The organism is Streptomyces sp. NPDC019937 (assembly GCF_040631655.1).
In the GTDB taxonomy this organism is placed as follows: Bacteria; Actinomycetota; Actinomycetes; order Streptomycetales; family Streptomycetaceae; genus Streptomyces.
Genome location: NZ_JBEYAL010000002.1, coordinates 1 through 16,944, shown reverse-complemented (window position 1 = coordinate 16,944; position 16,944 = coordinate 1). Strand labels below are relative to the sequence as shown.

The 16,944-nt window shown below is 72.3% G+C and carries 14 protein-coding genes and 2 pseudogenes; 12 read left to right on the top strand and 4 right to left on the bottom strand.

Going from position 1 to position 16,944, the window contains the following annotated elements; translation table 11 throughout:
- Positions 1-9: 9 nt before the first annotated feature.
- The 6 genes from ABZ562_RS01920 to ABZ562_RS01895 all read left to right on the top strand — a co-directional run bounded on the left by ABZ562_RS01920 (position 10) and on the right by ABZ562_RS01895 (position 7,129).
- Positions 10-306 (top strand): sarcosine oxidase subunit delta, encoded by a 297-nt coding sequence (locus tag ABZ562_RS01920; protein ID WP_361472593.1) that lies wholly within the window; start codon positions 10-12, stop codon positions 304-306.
- Positions 303-3,200: a sarcosine oxidase subunit alpha family protein gene (locus ABZ562_RS01915; protein WP_361472590.1), complete on the top strand. Its 2,898-nt coding sequence runs from the start codon at positions 303-305 to the stop codon at positions 3,198-3,200. Before ABZ562_RS01920 ends, ABZ562_RS01915 begins: the two co-directional genes overlap by 4 nt.
- A 79-nt stretch (positions 3,201-3,279) precedes the next feature.
- Positions 3,280-3,831, top strand: a complete 552-nt coding sequence (locus ABZ562_RS01910; protein ID WP_361473245.1) for a sarcosine oxidase subunit gamma family protein — start codon at positions 3,280-3,282, stop codon at positions 3,829-3,831.
- 116 nt (positions 3,832-3,947) lie between these two features.
- On the top strand, positions 3,948-5,039 hold the full coding sequence (locus ABZ562_RS01905) for a winged helix DNA-binding domain-containing protein (RefSeq protein WP_361472587.1): 1,092 nt from the start codon (positions 3,948-3,950) through the stop codon (positions 5,037-5,039).
- Between the two features lie 59 nt (positions 5,040-5,098).
- A complete protein-coding gene (locus tag ABZ562_RS01900) occupies positions 5,099-5,791 on the top strand; it encodes an HAD-IA family hydrolase (RefSeq protein WP_361472584.1) in 693 nt (230 codons plus the stop codon).
- Positions 5,792-5,932: 141 nt separating this feature from the next.
- Positions 5,933-7,129: an FAD-dependent monooxygenase gene (locus ABZ562_RS01895; protein WP_361472581.1), complete on the top strand. Its 1,197-nt coding sequence runs from the start codon at positions 5,933-5,935 to the stop codon at positions 7,127-7,129.
- 16 nt (positions 7,130-7,145) lie between these two features.
- Here ABZ562_RS01895 and ABZ562_RS01890 read toward each other — a convergent pair whose 3' ends face one another.
- Together ABZ562_RS01890 and ABZ562_RS01885 are read right to left on the bottom strand one after the other, a co-directional pair.
- The gene (locus ABZ562_RS01890; protein WP_361472578.1) at positions 7,146-7,769 is read right to left on the bottom strand and encodes a hypothetical protein; all 624 of its coding nucleotides are present in this window, start codon (positions 7,767-7,769) and stop codon (positions 7,146-7,148) included.
- An 86-nt stretch (positions 7,770-7,855) separates the two neighbouring features.
- Positions 7,856-8,662 carry an SDR family NAD(P)-dependent oxidoreductase gene (locus ABZ562_RS01885; protein WP_361472575.1) on the bottom strand — a complete coding sequence of 269 codons (807 nt, stop codon included), beginning with the start codon at positions 8,660-8,662 and terminating at the stop codon, positions 7,856-7,858.
- A 171-nt stretch (positions 8,663-8,833) separates the two neighbouring features.
- Between ABZ562_RS01885 and ABZ562_RS01880 the strand changes: the two genes are divergently transcribed.
- Both ABZ562_RS01880 and ABZ562_RS01875 read left to right on the top strand, forming a co-directional pair.
- Positions 8,834-10,057, top strand: a complete 1,224-nt coding sequence (locus tag ABZ562_RS01880) for a helix-turn-helix domain-containing protein (protein ID WP_361472572.1) — start codon at positions 8,834-8,836, stop codon at positions 10,055-10,057.
- A 133-nt stretch (positions 10,058-10,190) separates the two neighbouring features.
- Positions 10,191-11,492 (top strand): MFS transporter, encoded by a 1,302-nt coding sequence (locus ABZ562_RS01875; protein WP_361472569.1) that lies wholly within the window; start codon positions 10,191-10,193, stop codon positions 11,490-11,492.
- A 14-nt stretch (positions 11,493-11,506) separates the two neighbouring features.
- Here the strand turns inward: ABZ562_RS01875 and ABZ562_RS01870 are convergent, their stop codons facing one another.
- Both ABZ562_RS01870 and ABZ562_RS01865 read right to left on the bottom strand, forming a co-directional pair.
- Positions 11,507-12,676: an aminotransferase gene (locus tag ABZ562_RS01870; protein WP_361472566.1), complete on the bottom strand. Its 1,170-nt coding sequence runs from the start codon at positions 12,674-12,676 to the stop codon at positions 11,507-11,509.
- A 304-nt stretch (positions 12,677-12,980) separates the two neighbouring features.
- On the bottom strand, positions 12,981-13,868 hold the full coding sequence (locus ABZ562_RS01865; protein ID WP_361472564.1) for a LysR family transcriptional regulator: 888 nt from the start codon (positions 13,866-13,868) through the stop codon (positions 12,981-12,983).
- A gap of 118 nt (positions 13,869-13,986) precedes the next feature.
- Here ABZ562_RS01865 and ABZ562_RS01860 point away from each other — a divergent pair, with 118 nt between their 5' ends.
- The 4 genes and pseudogenes from ABZ562_RS01860 to ABZ562_RS01845 all read left to right on the top strand — a co-directional run bounded on the left by ABZ562_RS01860 (position 13,987) and on the right by ABZ562_RS01845 (position 16,849).
- Complete coding sequence (locus tag ABZ562_RS01860) at positions 13,987-14,376, top strand: VOC family protein (RefSeq protein ID WP_361472561.1); 390 nt, start codon at positions 13,987-13,989, stop codon at positions 14,374-14,376.
- A gap of 379 nt (positions 14,377-14,755) precedes the next feature.
- A pseudogene (locus tag ABZ562_RS01855) lies at positions 14,756-15,199 on the top strand (phage tail protein); the annotation flags it as partial.
- A gap of 71 nt (positions 15,200-15,270) precedes the next feature.
- Positions 15,271-15,802: pseudogene (locus ABZ562_RS01850) on the top strand (DUF6519 domain-containing protein); the annotation flags it as partial.
- A gap of 165 nt (positions 15,803-15,967) precedes the next feature.
- Positions 15,968-16,849 carry a peptidoglycan-binding protein gene (locus tag ABZ562_RS01845; RefSeq protein WP_361472558.1) on the top strand — a complete coding sequence of 294 codons (882 nt, stop codon included), beginning with the start codon at positions 15,968-15,970 and terminating at the stop codon, positions 16,847-16,849.
- The last annotated feature ends 95 nt before the right edge of the window (positions 16,850-16,944 follow it).

Genomic DNA, 16,944 nt, shown 5'->3' with positions numbered 1-16,944 from the left:
AGAGAGCCCGTGCTGCTGATCACCTGCCCATGGTGCGGTCCTCGCGACGAGACCGAATACCACTACGGGGGCCAGGCCCACGTCCCCTACCCCGGAAACACCGCGGACCTCACCGACGAGCAGTGGGCCGCGTACGTCTTCTACCGCGACAACCCCAAGGGGCCCTTCGCCGAGCGGTGGATGCACAGCAGCGGATGCCGCCGCTGGTTCAACCTCCTGCGCGACACCGCGAGTTACGAGGTACTGGCCGCTTACCGGCTCGACGAGCCCCGCCCCGAACTGCCCCAGGCCGGAGGGAACCGATGACCGACCAGCCATTCCGGCTCCCGGACGGGGGCCGCGTGGACCGCGGCACCGTGCTGCGGTTCACCGTCGACGGCCGCGAGATGACCGGCCACCCCGGAGACACCGTCGCCTCGGCGATGCTGGCAGGCGGGGTCGTCGAGGTCGCCCCGTCGATCTACCGGGGCCGCCCGCGCGGCATCGTCACCGCGGGCGCCGAGGAGCCAGGCGCCCTGGTGCGGATCGACGGCCCGTGTTCGGAGGGCATGCTGCCCGCGACGACGGTCGAGCTGTACGACGGCCTGTCCGCCACCACGCTGTCCGGGATGGGGCGGCTCGACCCGGCCCCCGACCCCGCCGTCTACGACAAGAAGTACGTCCACACCGATGTCCTCGTCGTCGGCGCCGGACCCGCGGGGCTCGCCGCCGCCACCGCCGCCGCGGGCTCCGGCGCCCGCGTGATCCTCCTCGACGAGCAGTCCGAACCGGGCGGTTCGCTGCTCTCCGGGAGCACCGAGACCGTCGGCGAGCAGACCGCCCTCGCCTGGGCCACCGAGGTCCGCGCGGCGCTCGACGCCGCCCCCGAGGTCGTCGTCCTGCCGCGTACCACGGCGTTCGGCGCCTACGACGACAACTACGTGCTGGCCCTGCAACGGCGCACCGATCACCTCGGCGCCGACGCCCCCGAGCCGTCGAGAGGCGTCTCGCGGCAACGGCTGTGGCACATCCGGGCCCGCCAGGTGGTCCTGGCGACCGGCGCCCACGAGCGCCCCCTGGTCTTCGCGGGCAACGACCGCCCCGGGGTGATGCTCGCCGCGGCCGTGCGCTCGTACCTCAACCGGTACGCCGTGGCCCCGGGCTCGCGGGCCGTGGTGAGCACCACCAACGACAGCGCCTACGACACGGTCGCCGATCTGCACGCCGCCGGGATCGACATCGCCGCCGTCGTGGACGCCCGCCCCGAGCTGTCCCACCGGGCCGCCGAGGTCGCGGTGGCCACCGGGGCGCGGGTGCTGACGGGCAGCGCGGTGGTCGACACCACGGGCGAGGGCCGCCTCACCGGCGTCACCGTCCGGGCCCTCGACGGCGACGGTGACCTCACCGGCACCCCCGAGTCGTTCGACTGCGACCTGCTGGCCGTCTCGGGCGGATGGAGCCCGGTGGTGCATCTGCACAGCCAGCGCCAGGGCCGGCTGCGCTGGGACGAGGAACTGGCCGCCTTCGTGCCCGACGGCGCCGTACGGGACCAGCAGGTCGTCGGCGCGGCCCGCGGGACGTACGGCCTCGACGGCTGCCTGGCCGAAGGGGCGCGGGCCGGCGCCCGGGCCGCGACGGACGCCGGATTCCCGGTCGCCGTGCCCGCACCGCCGTCCGGTGATGCCCGGGGCTGCGGCCCGGTGCGCGCGCTGTGGCTCGTCCCCGCCTCCGAGGGCGAACCCGCCACCTGGGACACCCACTTCGTCGACCTGCAGCGCGAGGTGACGGTCGCCGACGTCTGGCGGTCGGTCGGCGCCGGTATGCGCGGTGTCGAGCACGTCAAGCGCTACACCTCGCTCGGCACGGCGAACGACCAGGGCAAGACGTCCGGCGTCAACGCGATCGGTGTCATCGCCGCAGCGCTCGGCGCGGGCGCGTCACCCGGCGAGATCGGCACCACGGCCTACCGGGCGCCGTACACGCCGGTGGGCTTCGCCGCCCTGGCCGGGCGTGAACGCGGCGAGCTGTTCGATCCGGAGCGCACGACCTCCGTCCACGGCTGGCACCTCGCGCAGGGCGCGGTGTTCGAGGACGTCGGGCAGTGGAAGCGCCCCCGGTACTACCCCCGGCCCGGTGAGGACATGGACACGGCCGTGGCCCGCGAGTGCCGCGCGGCCCGCGAGGGGGTGGCGTTCATGGACGCCACCACCCTCGGCAAGATCGAGATCTGGGGCGCGGACGCGGGCGAGTTCCTGGGGCGCATCTACACCAACGGCTTCAAGAAGCTGAGGCCCGGCATGGCCCGCTACGGCGTGATGTGCAAGCCCGACGGCATGATCTTCGACGACGGGGTGACGCTGCGCCTGGAGGACAACCGCTATTTCATGACCACCACGACCGGCGGCGCCGCCGGAGTCCTGGACTGGCTGGAGGAGTGGCTGCAGACCGAGTGGCCCGAACTCGACGTCCACTGCACCTCGGTGACCGAGCAGTGGACGACGATCGCCGTCGTCGGCCCCCGCTCCCGCGAGGTCGTCGCCCACCTCGCGCCGGACGTCGACCTGTCCGCCGAGGCGTTCCCCTTCATGGCCTTCCGCGAGACCACCCTGGCCTCCGGCGTCCCGGCCCGCATCTGCCGGATCTCCTTCTCCGGTGAACTCGCCTACGAGATCAACGTCTCCGCGTGGTACGGCCGGGCGGTCTGGGAGGAGGTGTACGCGATCGGCCGACCGTACGACATCACCCCGTACGGGACCGAGACCATGCACGTCCTGCGGGCCGAGAAGGGCTACATCATCGTCGGCCAGGACACCGACGGCACCGTCACCCCGCAGGACGCGGGCATGTCCTGGGTGGTCTCCCAGCAGAAGGACTTCATCGGAAAGCGGTCCTACTCCCGCGCCGACACCTCCCGCACCGACCGCAAGCAGCTGGTCGGCCTGCTGCCGAGCGACGGCAGGACCCGGCTGCCCGAGGGCGCCCAGCTCGTCGCGCCGGACGTGCCCATCACCCCCGGGGCCGGGCCGGTGCCCATGCTCGGCCACGTCACCTCCAGCTACCACAGCCCGGCCCTCGGCCGCCCCTTCGCCCTCGCCCTCGTCGCCGGCGGGCGGGCCAGGATCGGTCAGACCCTGCTCGCCCCGGTGGGCGAGGACCTGGTGCCCGTCGAGGTGGCCGACTGTGTCCTGTACGACCCCGAAGGGACCAAGCGAGATGGCTGAGCCGACCGAGCCGACGACCGACGCGGGCGCGGGCCCGGTGAACTTGCGCACCAGCCCCCTGGCCCACCTGGAGGAGCGGATGCGCGCCGCCGCCGTCACCGGCGCGCGGGGCGTCACGCTCAGCGAGCGGCCGTTCGTCGCCATGGTGAACCTGCGCGTCGCCCCCGCCTCCGAGACGGCCGTCCGCGTGGAGAAGACCCTGGGCGCGCCGCTCCCGCGCCGGTGCGGCGACACCACCGCCTCCGGCCCCCACAAGGTGCTGTGGCTCGGTCCCGACGAGTGGCTGGTGGTGTCCCGGGCCGACGGACACGCCGTGGCCGCCGAGTTGCGGGAAGCACTCGCGGGCGACCCGGGGTCGGCCGTGGACGTCTCGGCGAACCGCACCACGCTGGAGCTGCGCGGCCCGGCCGCCCGGCAGGTGCTGGAAAAGGGCTGCCCCCTGGACCTCCATCCCCGGGCCTTCGGCCCCGGCCGGGCGGTCTCGACCACGGTGGGTCCTGTCGCGGTGCTGCTCTGGCAGATCGACGACGCGCCGACGTACCGGCTGCTGCCGCGGTCCTCGTTCGCCGACTACCTGGCGCGCTGGCTCATCGACGCGATGGGCGAGTACCGCGGCCCGGAGCTGCCGTAAGGACGCGGCCGGGGGACGGGGTCGGGGGAGGCGGTCGGGGGATGCGGTCACGTCCTGACCGCATCCCCTGCGATCGTGGTCCCGCACCCGACAGCGACCGGAACCGAAGGAAGCCGATGGCCGTTCTCGACAACCGGGCGCTGAGCCGCGCGACGCTGGCCCGGCAGTTGCTGCTCGACCGCGCCGACCTACCCGTCCTCGACGCCGTCGCGCACCTCGGCGGGCTGCAGGCGCAGGAGCCGCAGGAACCGTTCACCGGTCTCTGGTCGCGGCTGCGCGCGTTCGACCCGGCGGCGCTGGACGGCCTGCTGACCGGGCGGAGCGTGGTGCGAACCCACCTGATGCGCCGCACGGTTCACCTCCTCACCGCCGACGACGTCCTGGCGTGGCGGGCGCGCCATGACACCATGCTGCGCCAGCGGGCGATGGCCGCCTACCGCCGCGAGATGGACGGGGTCGACCTCGACGAACTCGCCGCCGCGGCCCGCGCGGTGCTGGCCGACGGCGAGCCCCGCTCGATGGCCGAGGTCGCGCGGGCGCTCGCCGGCCGCTGGCCCACGCCGAGCCCGAGGGCCCTGGGGGAGATGGCGATCGCCGCCCTCGTCCCCGTCGTGCAGCTGCCGCCGCGCGGTCTGTGGCGCGTGAAGTCAGGGGTGCGCAACACCCCGCTGTCCCGCTGGCTGGGCCGCGAGATCGACCCGCCCGCCGCCGAGGGGACCGACCCGGTCGGCGAGGTGCTGGTACGCCGCTACCTGGCCGCGTTCGGCCCCGCGGCCTCGGCCGACCTGCGCGCCTGGTGCGGCCTCGCCGGACTGCCCGCCGCGGTGGCCGCCCTCCGCGCGGAGCTGGTCACCTTCCGCGACACGCGCGGCCGCGAACTGCTCGACCTGCCCGACGCGCCACGCCCCGACCCCGACACCCCCGCCCCGGTGCGGTTCCTCCCCGCGTTCGACAACGCGATCCTCGGCTACGACGACCGGAGCCGCATCATCGACGACGCCCACCGCGGCCTGTCCGTCACGGGCGCCCGCGTCCTCCTGGTGGACGGCCGGGTCGCCGCGACCTGGACGGTCGACGCGGGCACCGTGACCGTCACCCCGCTGCGCGGCTTCACCCGAGCCGAGCACACGGCCGTCACCGAGGAGGGCCGGGCCCTGGCGTCGTTCCTGTCCGACAAGGAAAGCGACCGCGTACGGATCGCCGCGTAAGCCCCCTGGGTGGCGTTTCCGCGAGCCTCACCCCGCCCAGGGCGCTTACGATGACGGACATGGTCTGCGGCGTGATGTTCGACTTCTCCGGAACGTTGATGCGCAGTGAGTCGGTCGGGGAGTGGCTCGGCGCGGTCCTGGCGGACGCCGCCGTCTCCGTGAACGGCGAGGAGTTCTCCGACTGGGTGCGGCGGCTGACCGAGTGCGGAGCACTGCCGGGCGGGCCGGCGCCCCAGCGGATTCCCGCGCACCTCGAAAGGCAGTGGCGCGAACGGGACCTGAGCTCCGATCAGCACCGGGCGGCCTACAGCGGGTTGATCGCCGAGGCCGGGCTGCCGAGGGCGGAGCTGATACCGGCGCTCTACGACCGTCACAAGGCGCCCGCCGCCTGGCGGCCCTACCCCGACACCGAGACGACGCTGTGGGAACTGCGCCGTCGCGGGATCCCGGTGGCCGTGGTCAGCAACATCGGCTGGGATCTGCGGCCCGTCTTCCGGGCCCATGGGCTGGATGGGCTGGTGGACGCCTATGCGCTCTCCTTCGAGCTGGGGGCGCGGAAGCCCGACCCCGCCATCTTCCGCGCCGCATGCGACACGCTCGGCCTGGCACCCTCCGACGTGCTGATGGTCGGTGACAACCGTGCCGCGGACGGTGGTGCGGAGGCGCTGGGGTGCCCGGTGCGCTTCGTCGACCATCTGCCGGTCGACCAACGTCCGGCAGGGCTCGCGCCCATTCTGGAGCTGCTGGACTGAGGCCGGGGAGCGGCTGAGGTCAACGAGCGCTCGCTCGCACTTGCTTACTTAAGTTAGGTATCTGTAGCATCGCCGTCGCCCCGGAAAAAGATACCTAAGGTAGGTAGATATGGCGGGGTCGTCCCACGGAAGGAGCCCCAGATGAACCACTCCGCGCACCGCAAGGTCCTCATCTCCGGCGCGAGCATCGCCGGTCCGTCCCTCGCCTACTGGCTCAACCGCTACGGCTTCGAGGTCACCGTCGTCGAGAAGGCATCCACGATCCGCAGCGGCGGCTATCCCATCGACATCCGCGGCACGGCCCGTGACGTCGCGGACCGGATGGAACTGCTTCCGCGGCTGCGCGAAGCACACGTCGACACCGGCAAGCTCTCCTTCGTGGACGCCGACGGAAGCCTCGTCGGATCCGTCCCCCCCGAAGCCATCACCGGTGGCGCGGAGGGCCTGGACCTCGAAGTGCGGCGCGGCGACCTGGCGGACGCCCTCTACGAGCCGGTCCGCGACCAGGTCGAGTTCATGTTCAACGACTCCATCGCCACCCTGGACGACCGCGGGGACCGCGTCGAGGTCACCTTCGAGGGCGGCGCCCACCGCACCTTCGACCTGGTCATCGGCGCGGACGGGCTGCACTCCCACACCCGCCGCCTGGTCTTCGGCCCCGAGGAGCAGTTCCACAGCTACCTCGGCCACGTCTTCGCGGGCTTCACCCTCCCCAACGACTTCGGCCTCGCACACGAGGCGGTCGTCTGGAACGCCCCCGGCAGGGCGGCCGTCCTCTACGCCCACGAACCCCACGACCCCGTGCACGGGTTCCTCGTCTTCGGGCGGGAGGAGCCGCCCTTCGACGCCTTCCGCGACCCCGGGGCCCAGCGCGACCTCGTCGCGGCCACGTTCCCCGAACACGCCTGGCACGTCCCGCGCCTGGTGGCCGCCATGGGCGAGGCCGGCGACCTGTTCTTCGACATCGTCAGCCAGATCCACATGCCCACCTGGGCGCGCGGCCGCGTGGCCCTCGTCGGCGACGCCGCCCACGCCACCTCGTTCCTCTCCGGCCAGGGCTCCAGCATCGCCCTCGTCAGCGCGTACGTCCTGGCCGGGGAGCTGGCCACCCACGCCGATCACGCGGACGCCTTCGCCGCCTACGAGCGGAGGGCACGCCCCTTCGCCGAGCAGAACCAGGCCCTCGCCACCTCGGGCGGCACCGTCATGATTCCCGGCACCCAGGACATGCTCGACGCCCGCAACGAGGCCCTGCGCAACCCCGCCACGCTGACGGGAGACGAGTTCCGCGCCGTCAACACCGGCCTGGTCCTGCCCGACTACGGTCTCGCCGAATGACGGGCCACCAGACCCGCTACAGGCCGTCCCGCACCATCGCGGCGACGATGCTGACGTGCCGGTCGGCGGCGGTCTGGGAGAACTCGTTGTCGTAGTTCAGGCCGTACGGCCAGAAGTGGCCGCCTCCGGCGGACAGCGTGGCACTGGCGCCGTCGTACTGCCGGACGAGCCGGGTGGCCTCCGCGCCACGCCACGTTCCGCCGCTGGTGAGCGAGGCCCAACGGCCGCTCGTGCCGACGCCGATCGTGTGGGCGATCTCGTGCAGTGCGGTGCGTTCGGTCATGTAGGAGCGGTTGCCGAAGCGGATGGTCCCGTTGATGTTGCCGTCCGCGGTGGGAACACCCGGGTCGTACCGCACGGTGATGTTCTTGCCCAGATCGCTGAGGTTGTTGTAGCGGGCCACCGCGGCGTTCATGGCCGCGGTGATGCGGTTGTACGCGTCCTGCTGGTCCGGGGTGGGGTTGGAGTCCCTCTGCAGCGTCCAGGTGATGGTCGCCAACTGCGCCTGGGGCGACAGCTGTTGGGCGGCCGTTGCCTTCGCGGACGCGGCCGCCTGCGCCGCGGCCGGCGCGGCCACCGTGAAGGTGACGGCCGCCAGGGTGGCGGCCATGGCCCGGCGTCTGCGGGTGGGTAACGTCATGTTCGTACTCCTCGTCGTCCGTGCGGTGCTGTGCGGGGGCGTTCGACTTTGTGCGGGTATTACGACAAGGCACGGGTGACGAGGTGTCAAGGTGTCGCGCAGCGCGCCGTGAGGCCGCCGTCCACCGGCAAGCACACGCCGTTGACGTACGCCGCCTCGTCGGAGGCGAGGAAGACGGCGGCCGCCGCGACATCCCAGGGGCTGCCCATGCGCCCGGTCGGGCTCGCCGCGTGGCGGGCCGCGAGCTCGGCCTCGGGGTCATCCGCACCGGCCACGATCTGCCGGGCCACCAGCGGGGTGTCGATCAGCCCCGGAAGGACGGCGTTCACGCGGATGCCCTCGGCGGCATGACGCAGCGCGAGGGCGACCGTGAGCTGGTCGACCGCCGCCTTCGCCGCGCTGTAGCTGGGGTACGGGTAGCCGGTGTCACGGATCGCGGCGATCGACGACACGTTGACGACCGCTCCGCGGCCCGCCGCCACCATCCGCGGCAGCACGTGCTTGCAGGTCAGGAAGACGCCGTCGACGTTGACCGCGAGGGCGGACCGCCACGTGGCGAGGTCGAGTTCGGTGACATCGCCCAAGCGGGCCACGCCGACGTTGTTGTGCAGCACCGTCGGCGTGCCCAAGGCGCGCTCGGCCGCCGCGACGGCGTCGGCCACCTGCTCCTCGACCGTCACGTCGGCCGTCAGCGCCAGCGCCTCACCGCCCTCGGCCACGATCGCCTCGGCCGTACGGCGCGCCTGGCCGGCGTCGATGTCGATGGCCGCGACGCGCGCGCCCTCACGGGCGAACGCGAGCGCGGCCGCCTTGCCGTTGCTCACTCCGCCACCGCTGGAGCCGGCCCCGAAGACGAGTGCGGTGCGGTCGGCCAGTCGTCGTCCCCTGCGCATGGCCCGATCCTGGGTGCCGAGGCAACCCCGGACCACCGACGGCCGTCGCAAACCTGCCGCACCCGGTCCTCGATCTGTAGAAAACACCAGGTCATGGCCCTTCACCTGGCCACGAACATACGTAATGATCTTCCAGGGACAGCGGCAGCGTCCGATGGGAGGGAGCACACGATGCCCGGAGGCCGACTCCAGGAGATCGTGGACGAGGTGGCGGAGCGCATAGGCCGCTCCGTCGCGGTCAACGATCCACGCGTTCACATCCTCTGCGCCAGCCGCCACTTCGGAGACGAGGACCGGGTGCGGGTGCGCGCCGTACTGCAGCGCGACGCGGGGAGCGCCGCCGCCGGTCACATCCTCGCCCAGGGCGTCGACCGCTGGACCGGACCCGGCGTCATCCCGCCGCGCGCCGACCTCGGCATGCGGGCCCGGCTGTGCGCACCGATCCGGTGGCGGCACCACCTGCTGGGCCTGCTCATCGTCATCGACCCCGACGGCTCCCTGCCCGGCTCCAGCATCGACGCCGTCACCGCCGCCACCCGCACCCTCGCACCCCTGATGTACCAGGACTTCGCCGCGGGCGACACCGAACGCATGGCCCGCGAAGGGGCGCTGCGCCAGCTGCTGAGCGCGTCGGCCACCGCGCGCGAAACCGGGCGGGACGCCCTCGCGCGCGGCGGGCGGCTGCCGTCGTCCCGCTACGCCACCGTCACCGTCGCGCGGATCGCCGGCGACCCGCCCGCGGACCGCGCGGGAGCGGTGGAGGTGGCGCTGCGGACGGGACTGGAGCGGGTGGCGGCCGACAGGTCGTGGCGCACCGAGTTCTGCCTCACCGGCCCACAGGGCGTCCTGCTGACCTTCTCCGACCGCCCCATGCGTCAAGGGCCGCTCCGTGCCCGCGCGTCGGCCCTCCTCGACCAGGCACGGTCGGTGCTGGCCGGGACGGCGGAGTGCGTCGCGGGGATCGGCGAGACCGTGGAAGGCGGCGCCGAAGCGGCGTGGATGTCGTACGAGCAGGCCATCGGTGCCGCCCGGGCGGCCGGTGTGCGGCCCGGCGGCGACGGCATCGTCCAGTGGGAGCAACTGGGCGCGCTGGCACCGCTGTCGCTGCTCCCGCCGGACCGCCTGACCCCCGCGCTGCTGCCCGGACCGCTGCGTACCCTCCTCGCCCGGGACCCGTCGGGCCGCCTCACCGAAACCCTCACCGCCTACCTCGACCACGGAGGTTCGGCCCCGCGTACCGCGCACGCCCTCCACCTCCACCGCACCTCGCTCTACTACCGGTTGCGGCGGATCACGGAACTCACCGGGCTCGACCTGGCGGACGGCGACCACCGGCTCGCCCTCCACCTGGGGCTCCGCCTCCACGCGCTGATGCGCGGGGCCGACCACGGGTGAGCCACGGGCCCTCGACCGGTTTTCGACAAAGCGAGGAAAGCATCCGGCCGATTCCCGACAGCAGGCGGTGGCGCGCTCCGCCGCCGCGCCCGATACTCCGTCCGCAGTCCAAGGTCATCTGGGAGCCGCCGCCATGTCCACCATCGCCCCGCCCGCCGTCCGTACGGTGTCCACCGCGCGGATCGCGGTCGCCAGTTTCGTCGGAACGGCCATCGAGTTCTACGACTTCTACATCTACGGGACCGCCGCCGCGCTGGTCCTGGGCAAGCTCTTCTTCCCCACCTTCTCCGCGCTCGCGGGCACCCTGGCCGCGTTCGCCACCTTCGGTGTCGGCTTCGTCGCCCGCCCGATCGGCGCAGTGATCTTCGGCCACTTCGGGGACCGCACCGGCCGCAAGGCGATGCTGGTCACCTCCCTCCTCGTCATGGGGACGGGCACGGTGGCCATCGGACTGCTGCCCACCTACCGGGACGTCGGGATCGCGGCACCGGTGCTGCTGGTGCTGTGCCGGTTCCTGCAAGGCGTGGGGCTGGGCGGCGAGTGGGGCGGCGCGGTGCTGCTGGCCACCGAGTACGCGCCCCGCGACAAGCGAGGGCTGTGGTCGAGCTTCCCGCAGATGGGCCCCGCCATCGGTTTCATCGCCGCCGGCGGCTCGTTCCTGCTGCTGGGCCGGGTGATGGACGACGCGGCCTTCGAGTCCTGGGGGTGGCGGATCCCCTTCCTCGCCAGCGCGCTGCTGGTGGTCGTCGGCTTCTACATCCGCATGCGGATCGCCGAGACACCGGTGTTCCGGAAGGCGCTGGAACAGCATGAGCGGGCCAAGGCGCCCATCGTCGACGTGGTCCGCCGTCAGGGCACCACCCTGGCCCTGGCGACCTGCGCGTTCATTCTCGCGCACACGCTCTTCTACACCATCACCACCTTCGCCCTCTCGTACGGCACCACGGTCCTGGACCTCGACAAGGACATGCTGCTGCTGTGCGCGATGGCCGCGGCGCTCGTCCTGGGCCTGGCCACCCCGCTGCTGGCAGTCCTGTCCGACCGGGTCGGCCGCCGCAATGTCTGCCTGAGCGCGGGGGTGCTGGCCGCGCTGTGGGCGTACCCCATGTTCGCCTTGATCAATACGGGTGAGCCCCTGCTGATCGGGCTCGCGATGTCCGTCGGGATGCTCGCCTTCGCCGCCCTGTACGGGCCGATGGGCGCCTTCCTCCCCGAGATGTTCGCCACCCGCTACCGCTACACCGGCGCCTCCGTGGCCTACAACGCGAGCGGCATCGTCGGCGGTGGCATCACGCCCCTGCTCGCCACCCAGCTCGTCGCCTCCACCGGCTCGTCGGTGCCGGTGTCCGGCTACATCGTGGTGGTCGCCCTGGTCTCCGCGCTGTGCGTGTGGTTCCTGAAGGAGACCCACACCAGCGACCTGGAGACAACCTGACCGGCCGACGAGGGTCAGCCGGCGACGTCCCCGGCCATCAGCCGGAGCCGCCCGGCGAACTCGGTGAGCCCGGCCCGGTCGACGTTGCCGAAGCTGACCCGGAACACCTGGCGGTCGTCGGGCAGGAAGGCGGTGCCGGGGATGACGAGCGTGTCGTAGCGGGTGATGAGGTCGCGCACGACGTCGTCGGTGCCGCGCCCGGCGAAGGGGTGGCGGACCCAGCCGAAGAACCCTCCGCTGCTCAGCAGCTCGAAACCGCCCGGCCGGTCGGCCATCACGGTCTCCAGCCGGCGCCGCTTGTCCGTCATCTCCTCCGCCCGCTCCGCCCGCCACTCCTGGGCCGAGGCCAGCCCGGCCCAGGCGGCCTCCTGCCCGACGCGCGGCGGGCAGATCGCCACGCAGTCGAGCAACTTCATCACCTCGCGGTTCAGCTCCGGCGAAGCGACGACCGCGCCCACCCGGTAGCCGGGGATGGCGAGGTCCTTGGAGAAGCTGTGCAGGCTCACCAGGGTCCCCGCCCAGTCCGGCTCGGCGAACAGCTCGTGTGCCGGTCGCGCGGTGTCGCGGAACGAGCGGTAGGTCTCGTCCACGATCAGCGCGATGTCGTGCCGCTTGGCCACCGCGTAGAAACCGGCGAGCACGTCCGGCGGAAGGGTGACACCGCTCGGGTTGCCCGGAGTGACCAGCACGATCGCCTTGGTGCGCGGTGTGATGAGCGCTTCGGCCGCCTCCGGGGTCGGCACGTGATCCGGGCCGGGCTCCAGATAGCGCGGCACGACGCCGTTCATGCGCAGCCACATGTCGTAGTTGAAGTAGTAGGGCAGGACTTCGATGACCTCGTCACCCGGCTCGGTGAGCGCCTGGGCGACGAGGCAGAACGCCTGGTTGCATCCCGCGGTGACCACCATCTGATCGGCCCCCACCGGGCTCCGGTACCCCCGGCTGAGGTCGGCGGCGAACGCCTCCCTCAGCCGGGGCAGCCCGGGCGCCGGTACGTAGGCAGCACCGTTCGGCTGGTGCGCGACCGTGGCGACGTGCTCGATCATCTCGGCCGCGGGCGGGTAACTCGGCGCGGCCTGGGCCAGATCGAGCAGCGTCCGCTCGCCGCTGCGGCCCGCCAGCAGGGCGTACGTCGCACCCATCGGCGAATCGATCTCGCGCACGGTTCGCGGGCTGAGTCGCACGTCGGTACTCCCTCACAGGCTGGTCGGCCGTTGTCGTCTCCCCGCGATGCTATCGACACTCCTCGCGCGTCAGCCGGGCCTCAGCCGTGGCCGGCCGGGAAGCAGAGCCGGTCGCGCCCAGTTCCCACAGGATGAGCGGGCGCTGCTCCGCCGGGTGACGGCGACGATCCGCCGGGCGGGAACGGACGGCCCCCGCAGCGGCACGCGCACCACCGGGTGCGCCGGGAGCGGCACCATGCGCGGCAGCAGAACTCGCGGCGCCGCGCCGGTGGGAGGCGACAGGCGGCGGACGCCTCCACGGTGGTCATCCGGCCGGAGGCGAGGTGTCGACTCCCAGCAGGGCCAGGAACGCGGAGGCCGCGGGGGACGGGGTGAACCGGCTCCAGGCCAGGCGCTCCACCCGTACCGGCCCATCGGTGACCGGTACGGTCCGCAGGCCGGGCAGTTCGGCGGCGAACGGGGCGGGCAGCAGGGCGATGCCCAAGCCGTGGCGGACCATCCGGGCCACGAGTTCGACGCCGGACACCTCGAAGGCGACCTCGCGCCGCAGGCCGGCCGCCGCGAACGCCTCGTCCGACTGGGCGCGGGCGGCACTGCCCGCGGCGAAGTCCACGAACACCTCCTCGGCGAGGAGACGGAGGTCCACCTCCTGTGCCGTGGCCAGCGGGTGGCCCGGGGCGACCACGGCGACGTGCTGCCCGTGGGCGAGCTCCCGGTCACGGACGCCCTGCGGCCGGAATCCGGGCTGTACGCCGAGGAACGCCGCGTCCAGTCTGCCGTCGCGCACCTGCTCGACGAGTCCTTCGCTGGAGTCGACCCGCAGACTGATCCGCACCTGGGGGTAGCGCAGGCGGTAGTCCCGCAGCACGGCCGGGAGGTCGACGGCCGCCACGGTGGGGATCGAGCCGACGGCCAGCTTGCCCCGGATCTCGCCGGTGGCCGCCGCCACCTCCGCCCGGGCCCGCTCGGCCGCTTCCAGGGCCTGGCGGGCGGCGGGCAGGAACGCCTCCCCGGCGGTGGTCAGCCGCACCCGGCGGCTGGTCCGCTCGAACAGCCGGGCGCCCAATTCCTTCTCCAGCCGGGCCACTTGGTGGCTGAGCGCGGACTGGACGATATGGCACCGCTCGGCGGCGCGGGTGAAGCTCGCGGTCTCCGCCACCGCGAGGACGTAGCGCATCTGCTGGAGGTCCATTGATTCATCGTGAAACACGATGGATCACATGACAAGCATGTGTTGGACCGATGGATCACCACTCGGCGATGCTGGAGCACCGACCGGCGCCCCGGCGCCCCGACTCAAGGGAGATCCCATGCGTGTGATCGCCTTCGACCACCTCGTCCTGAACGTCGCCGACACCGAGCGCTCGCTCGCCTTCTACACCGGCCCGCTGGGCCTGGAACCGGTGCGCCTGGAGGAGTGGAGGGCGGGCAAGGTCTCCTTCCCGTCCGTACGGGTGAGCCCCACCACCATCATCGACCTCGTCGAGGCGCCCGACGGGCGCCCGGAAGGCTCCAACGTCGACCACATCTGTCTGGTCGTCGAGCCGACCGACTGGCAGCAGGTCATCGACTCCGGCGTCTTCACGGTGCTGGACGGCCCCGGTGAGCGCTACGGTGCCCGGGGCACCGCGGTTTCGCTCTATGTGGCGGACCCGGACGGCAACACCGTGGAGCTGCGCTGGTACCCGCAGGACGCCTGAGGTGTATTTCCCGAGTGCCATTGGTCGGACCACCGGGCGCGTTCGCTTTCCCTGAATCGGGCGCTGCCATGATCCCTTGAAGGGCTTCAGCCGCCTCGGTGGGCCCGCCAAAAAATTGATCACGCGTGATGAAGCGGCACACGTCAGGTCATATGTTTCTCATTCCCGCGACGTCGGCCGAGTTCGCGCCCCGCCGCATTGCCGTACGGAATTGGCCAGAAAGTCTTCTTGACCCTCATTCCGTCGCGTTCGAAACTCCCAATGGCGCTCATGTGTCCCGGGGGAACTGGTGGAGGAAGTGTGTGCATGGCGGCGCCATGCTCGCGCTTTCTTCACTTCCTCTCCTCATCTCTTGATGCGCGCGGAGAATGGAGGGGGAATGCCGACACAAGCGGGCTGTCCCGGCGTCTACGTCGAAGAACTTCCCAGCGGTGTACGCACCATCGCCTCGGTCACCACATCGGTGACCGCTTTCGCGGGGCACACCCGCCGGGGTCCGTTGAACACCCCCGTGCGGATCACCGGCTTCGCCGATTTCGAACGCCGATTCGGCGGTCTCACCTCGCAGAGCGCGGTCGGCTATGCCGTGCACCAGTTCTTCGGTAACGGCGGCACTGTCGCCGTCATCGTCCGGGTGGCCGAGGCGGGCACCGGCCAGGCGGCCCGCGTCAGGCTCCACTCCACCGAGGGGCGCAGCGAATGCCCCGTGCTCGAGGTGCACGCCAAGGAGCCCGGGGTATGGGGTTCCGGTCAGCGGCAGGCCGTCGACTACGAGGCGAGGCACCCGGAGGAGACCTTCAACCTCCATGTCCTCGACCCGCGCCTTCAAATCGGGCTGTATGCCGCCTGGCGGCAGGTCGTCCCGCCCCAGCAGGCCAGTCGTCGCCCAGCCCCCGCGTCCAGCCCGACGCGGACGCCAACGAACAGACCGCGATCCAGCTCCGGCAGGCCCGTACGCTCGCCACCGACCTGATCGGGCAGCACGGCGGCCCGGCCGGGAACACCCGCTTCACGATCGACTTCAAGGGCGGCAGCCGTGAGCCTGGACGTCCTGGGACCAGCCGGACGCCCACCGCGACCCGGAGCGCCCGGCCGACCGGCTGTCCACGCGGTTCCCGTACCTGGCTTGCCTGAAGGTGTGGGAGCGCACGGTCACCGCCGCCCGGCTCGCCGCGCGCAGCGAGCGGCCCGACCACGCGGACGAGGAACCAGCTCCGCCGGGTGGAGATCCACGACGGTGGTCCCGCCAGGGGCGCCACCTTCAAGGGGGCGCGGGAGAACGGCCCCGTGGTCTTCCCGGTCGACGAACTCGACGGGGCCTGGGGGGGAGTTGGGGTCGCTGGGCGGCGACGGCAAGCTCGGCCTGAACGTGGCGGACCGGGTCGAGTTCGTCGACACCGCCACCATCAGCCGTGGTGAGCCGCTCGCTGCCGCTGGAGGACGGCGCCGAGGTGTACTTCGCGCCCCTGGCCGCCCCGGTCCCGGCGGCGGACGCCGGTAGTTGACGCGCCACACACCGACCGCAACTGAGTCATGCCATGACGGCATCCGTACATGACGGATACCAGTAACACCGAAGGAGCACCTCACTATGGCAACACCCCTGAGCGCCGACAGACTCCTGAAGGCCCTGCGCGACGAGGGCCTGACCGTCCACGAGTACCGCAACTGGCGCTCACACAACCGCAACTCCAAGGGCCCGTGGGGCCCGGTGAACGGCGTCATGATCCACCACACCGTGACCTCGGGCACCGCGAGCTCCGTCGAACTCTGTTACGAGGGCCACGCGTCGCTGCCGGGACCGCTGTGCCACGGCGTCATCGACAAGAAGGGCGAGATCCACCTCGTCGGCCACGGCCGCGCCAACCACGCGGGCCTCGGTGACAACGACGTCCTGAACGCGGTGATCAACGAAACCAAGCTGCCGACCGACAACGAGGCCGACAAGGACGGCAACGCCCGCTTCTACGGCTTCGAATGCGTCAACCTCGGCGACGGCGACGACCCGTGGCCTGAGGCGCAGAAGCTGGCGATCGAGAAGGCGTCCGCCGCCATCTGCCGCGCCCACGGCTGGAGCGAGCGGTCCGTGATCGGCCACCTGGAGTGGCAGCCGGGCAAGGTGGACCCCCGGGGCTTCACGATGAGCTCCATGCGCACCCGCATCGGCAAGCGCCTCGGCAACAAGCCGGACGGCCCGACCGAGCCCAAGCCGAAGCCCCCGGCGACGTACGAGCCCTTCCCGGGCGCCGACTTCTTCCGCACCGGCCGCGAAAGCAAGATCATCACGGCGATGGGCAAGCGGCTGGTGGCCGAGGGCTGCGGCCGCTACGAGGTGGGCCCGGGCCCGGAGTGGACGGCCGCCGACAAGAAGTCGTACGCGGCCTGGCAGCGGAAGCTGGGCTACTCCGGCGATGCCGCCGACGGCATCCCGGGCAAGAAGAGCTGGGACAAGCTGCGCGTCCCGAACGTCTAGAGCACCACCGACCGGGCCGGGGGGGGGGCCCCCCCCCCCCCCCCCCCCCCCCCCCCCCCAACCCCCCCCCCCCCCACCCCCCCCCCACGGGGACC

Bases quoted from the DNA above. Each gene is read 5' to 3' on its own strand.
- ABZ562_RS01910 (WP_361473245.1), top strand. From the start codon at position 3,280: ATGCGCGCCGCCGCCGTCACCGGCGCGCGGGGCGTCACGCTCAGCGAG.
- ABZ562_RS01905 (WP_361472587.1), top strand. From the start codon at position 3,948: ATGGCCGTTCTCGACAACCGGGCGCTGAGCCGCGCGACGCTGGCCCGG.
- ABZ562_RS01865 (WP_361472564.1), bottom strand. From the start codon at position 13,868: ATGGACCTCCAGCAGATGCGCTACGTCCTCGCGGTGGCGGAGACCGCG.
- ABZ562_RS01915 (WP_361472590.1), top strand. From the start codon at position 303: ATGACCGACCAGCCATTCCGGCTCCCGGACGGGGGCCGCGTGGACCGC.
- ABZ562_RS01880 (WP_361472572.1), top strand. From the start codon at position 8,834: ATGCCCGGAGGCCGACTCCAGGAGATCGTGGACGAGGTGGCGGAGCGC.
- ABZ562_RS01885 (WP_361472575.1), bottom strand. From the start codon at position 8,662: ATGCGCAGGGGACGACGACTGGCCGACCGCACCGCACTCGTCTTCGGG.
- ABZ562_RS01860 (WP_361472561.1), top strand. From the start codon at position 13,987: ATGCGTGTGATCGCCTTCGACCACCTCGTCCTGAACGTCGCCGACACC.
- ABZ562_RS01895 (WP_361472581.1), top strand. From the start codon at position 5,933: ATGAACCACTCCGCGCACCGCAAGGTCCTCATCTCCGGCGCGAGCATC.
- ABZ562_RS01890 (WP_361472578.1), bottom strand. From the start codon at position 7,769: ATGACGTTACCCACCCGCAGACGCCGGGCCATGGCCGCCACCCTGGCG.
- ABZ562_RS01845 (WP_361472558.1), top strand. From the start codon at position 15,968: ATGGCAACACCCCTGAGCGCCGACAGACTCCTGAAGGCCCTGCGCGAC.
- ABZ562_RS01875 (WP_361472569.1), top strand. From the start codon at position 10,191: ATGTCCACCATCGCCCCGCCCGCCGTCCGTACGGTGTCCACCGCGCGG.
- ABZ562_RS01900 (WP_361472584.1), top strand. From the start codon at position 5,099: ATGGTCTGCGGCGTGATGTTCGACTTCTCCGGAACGTTGATGCGCAGT.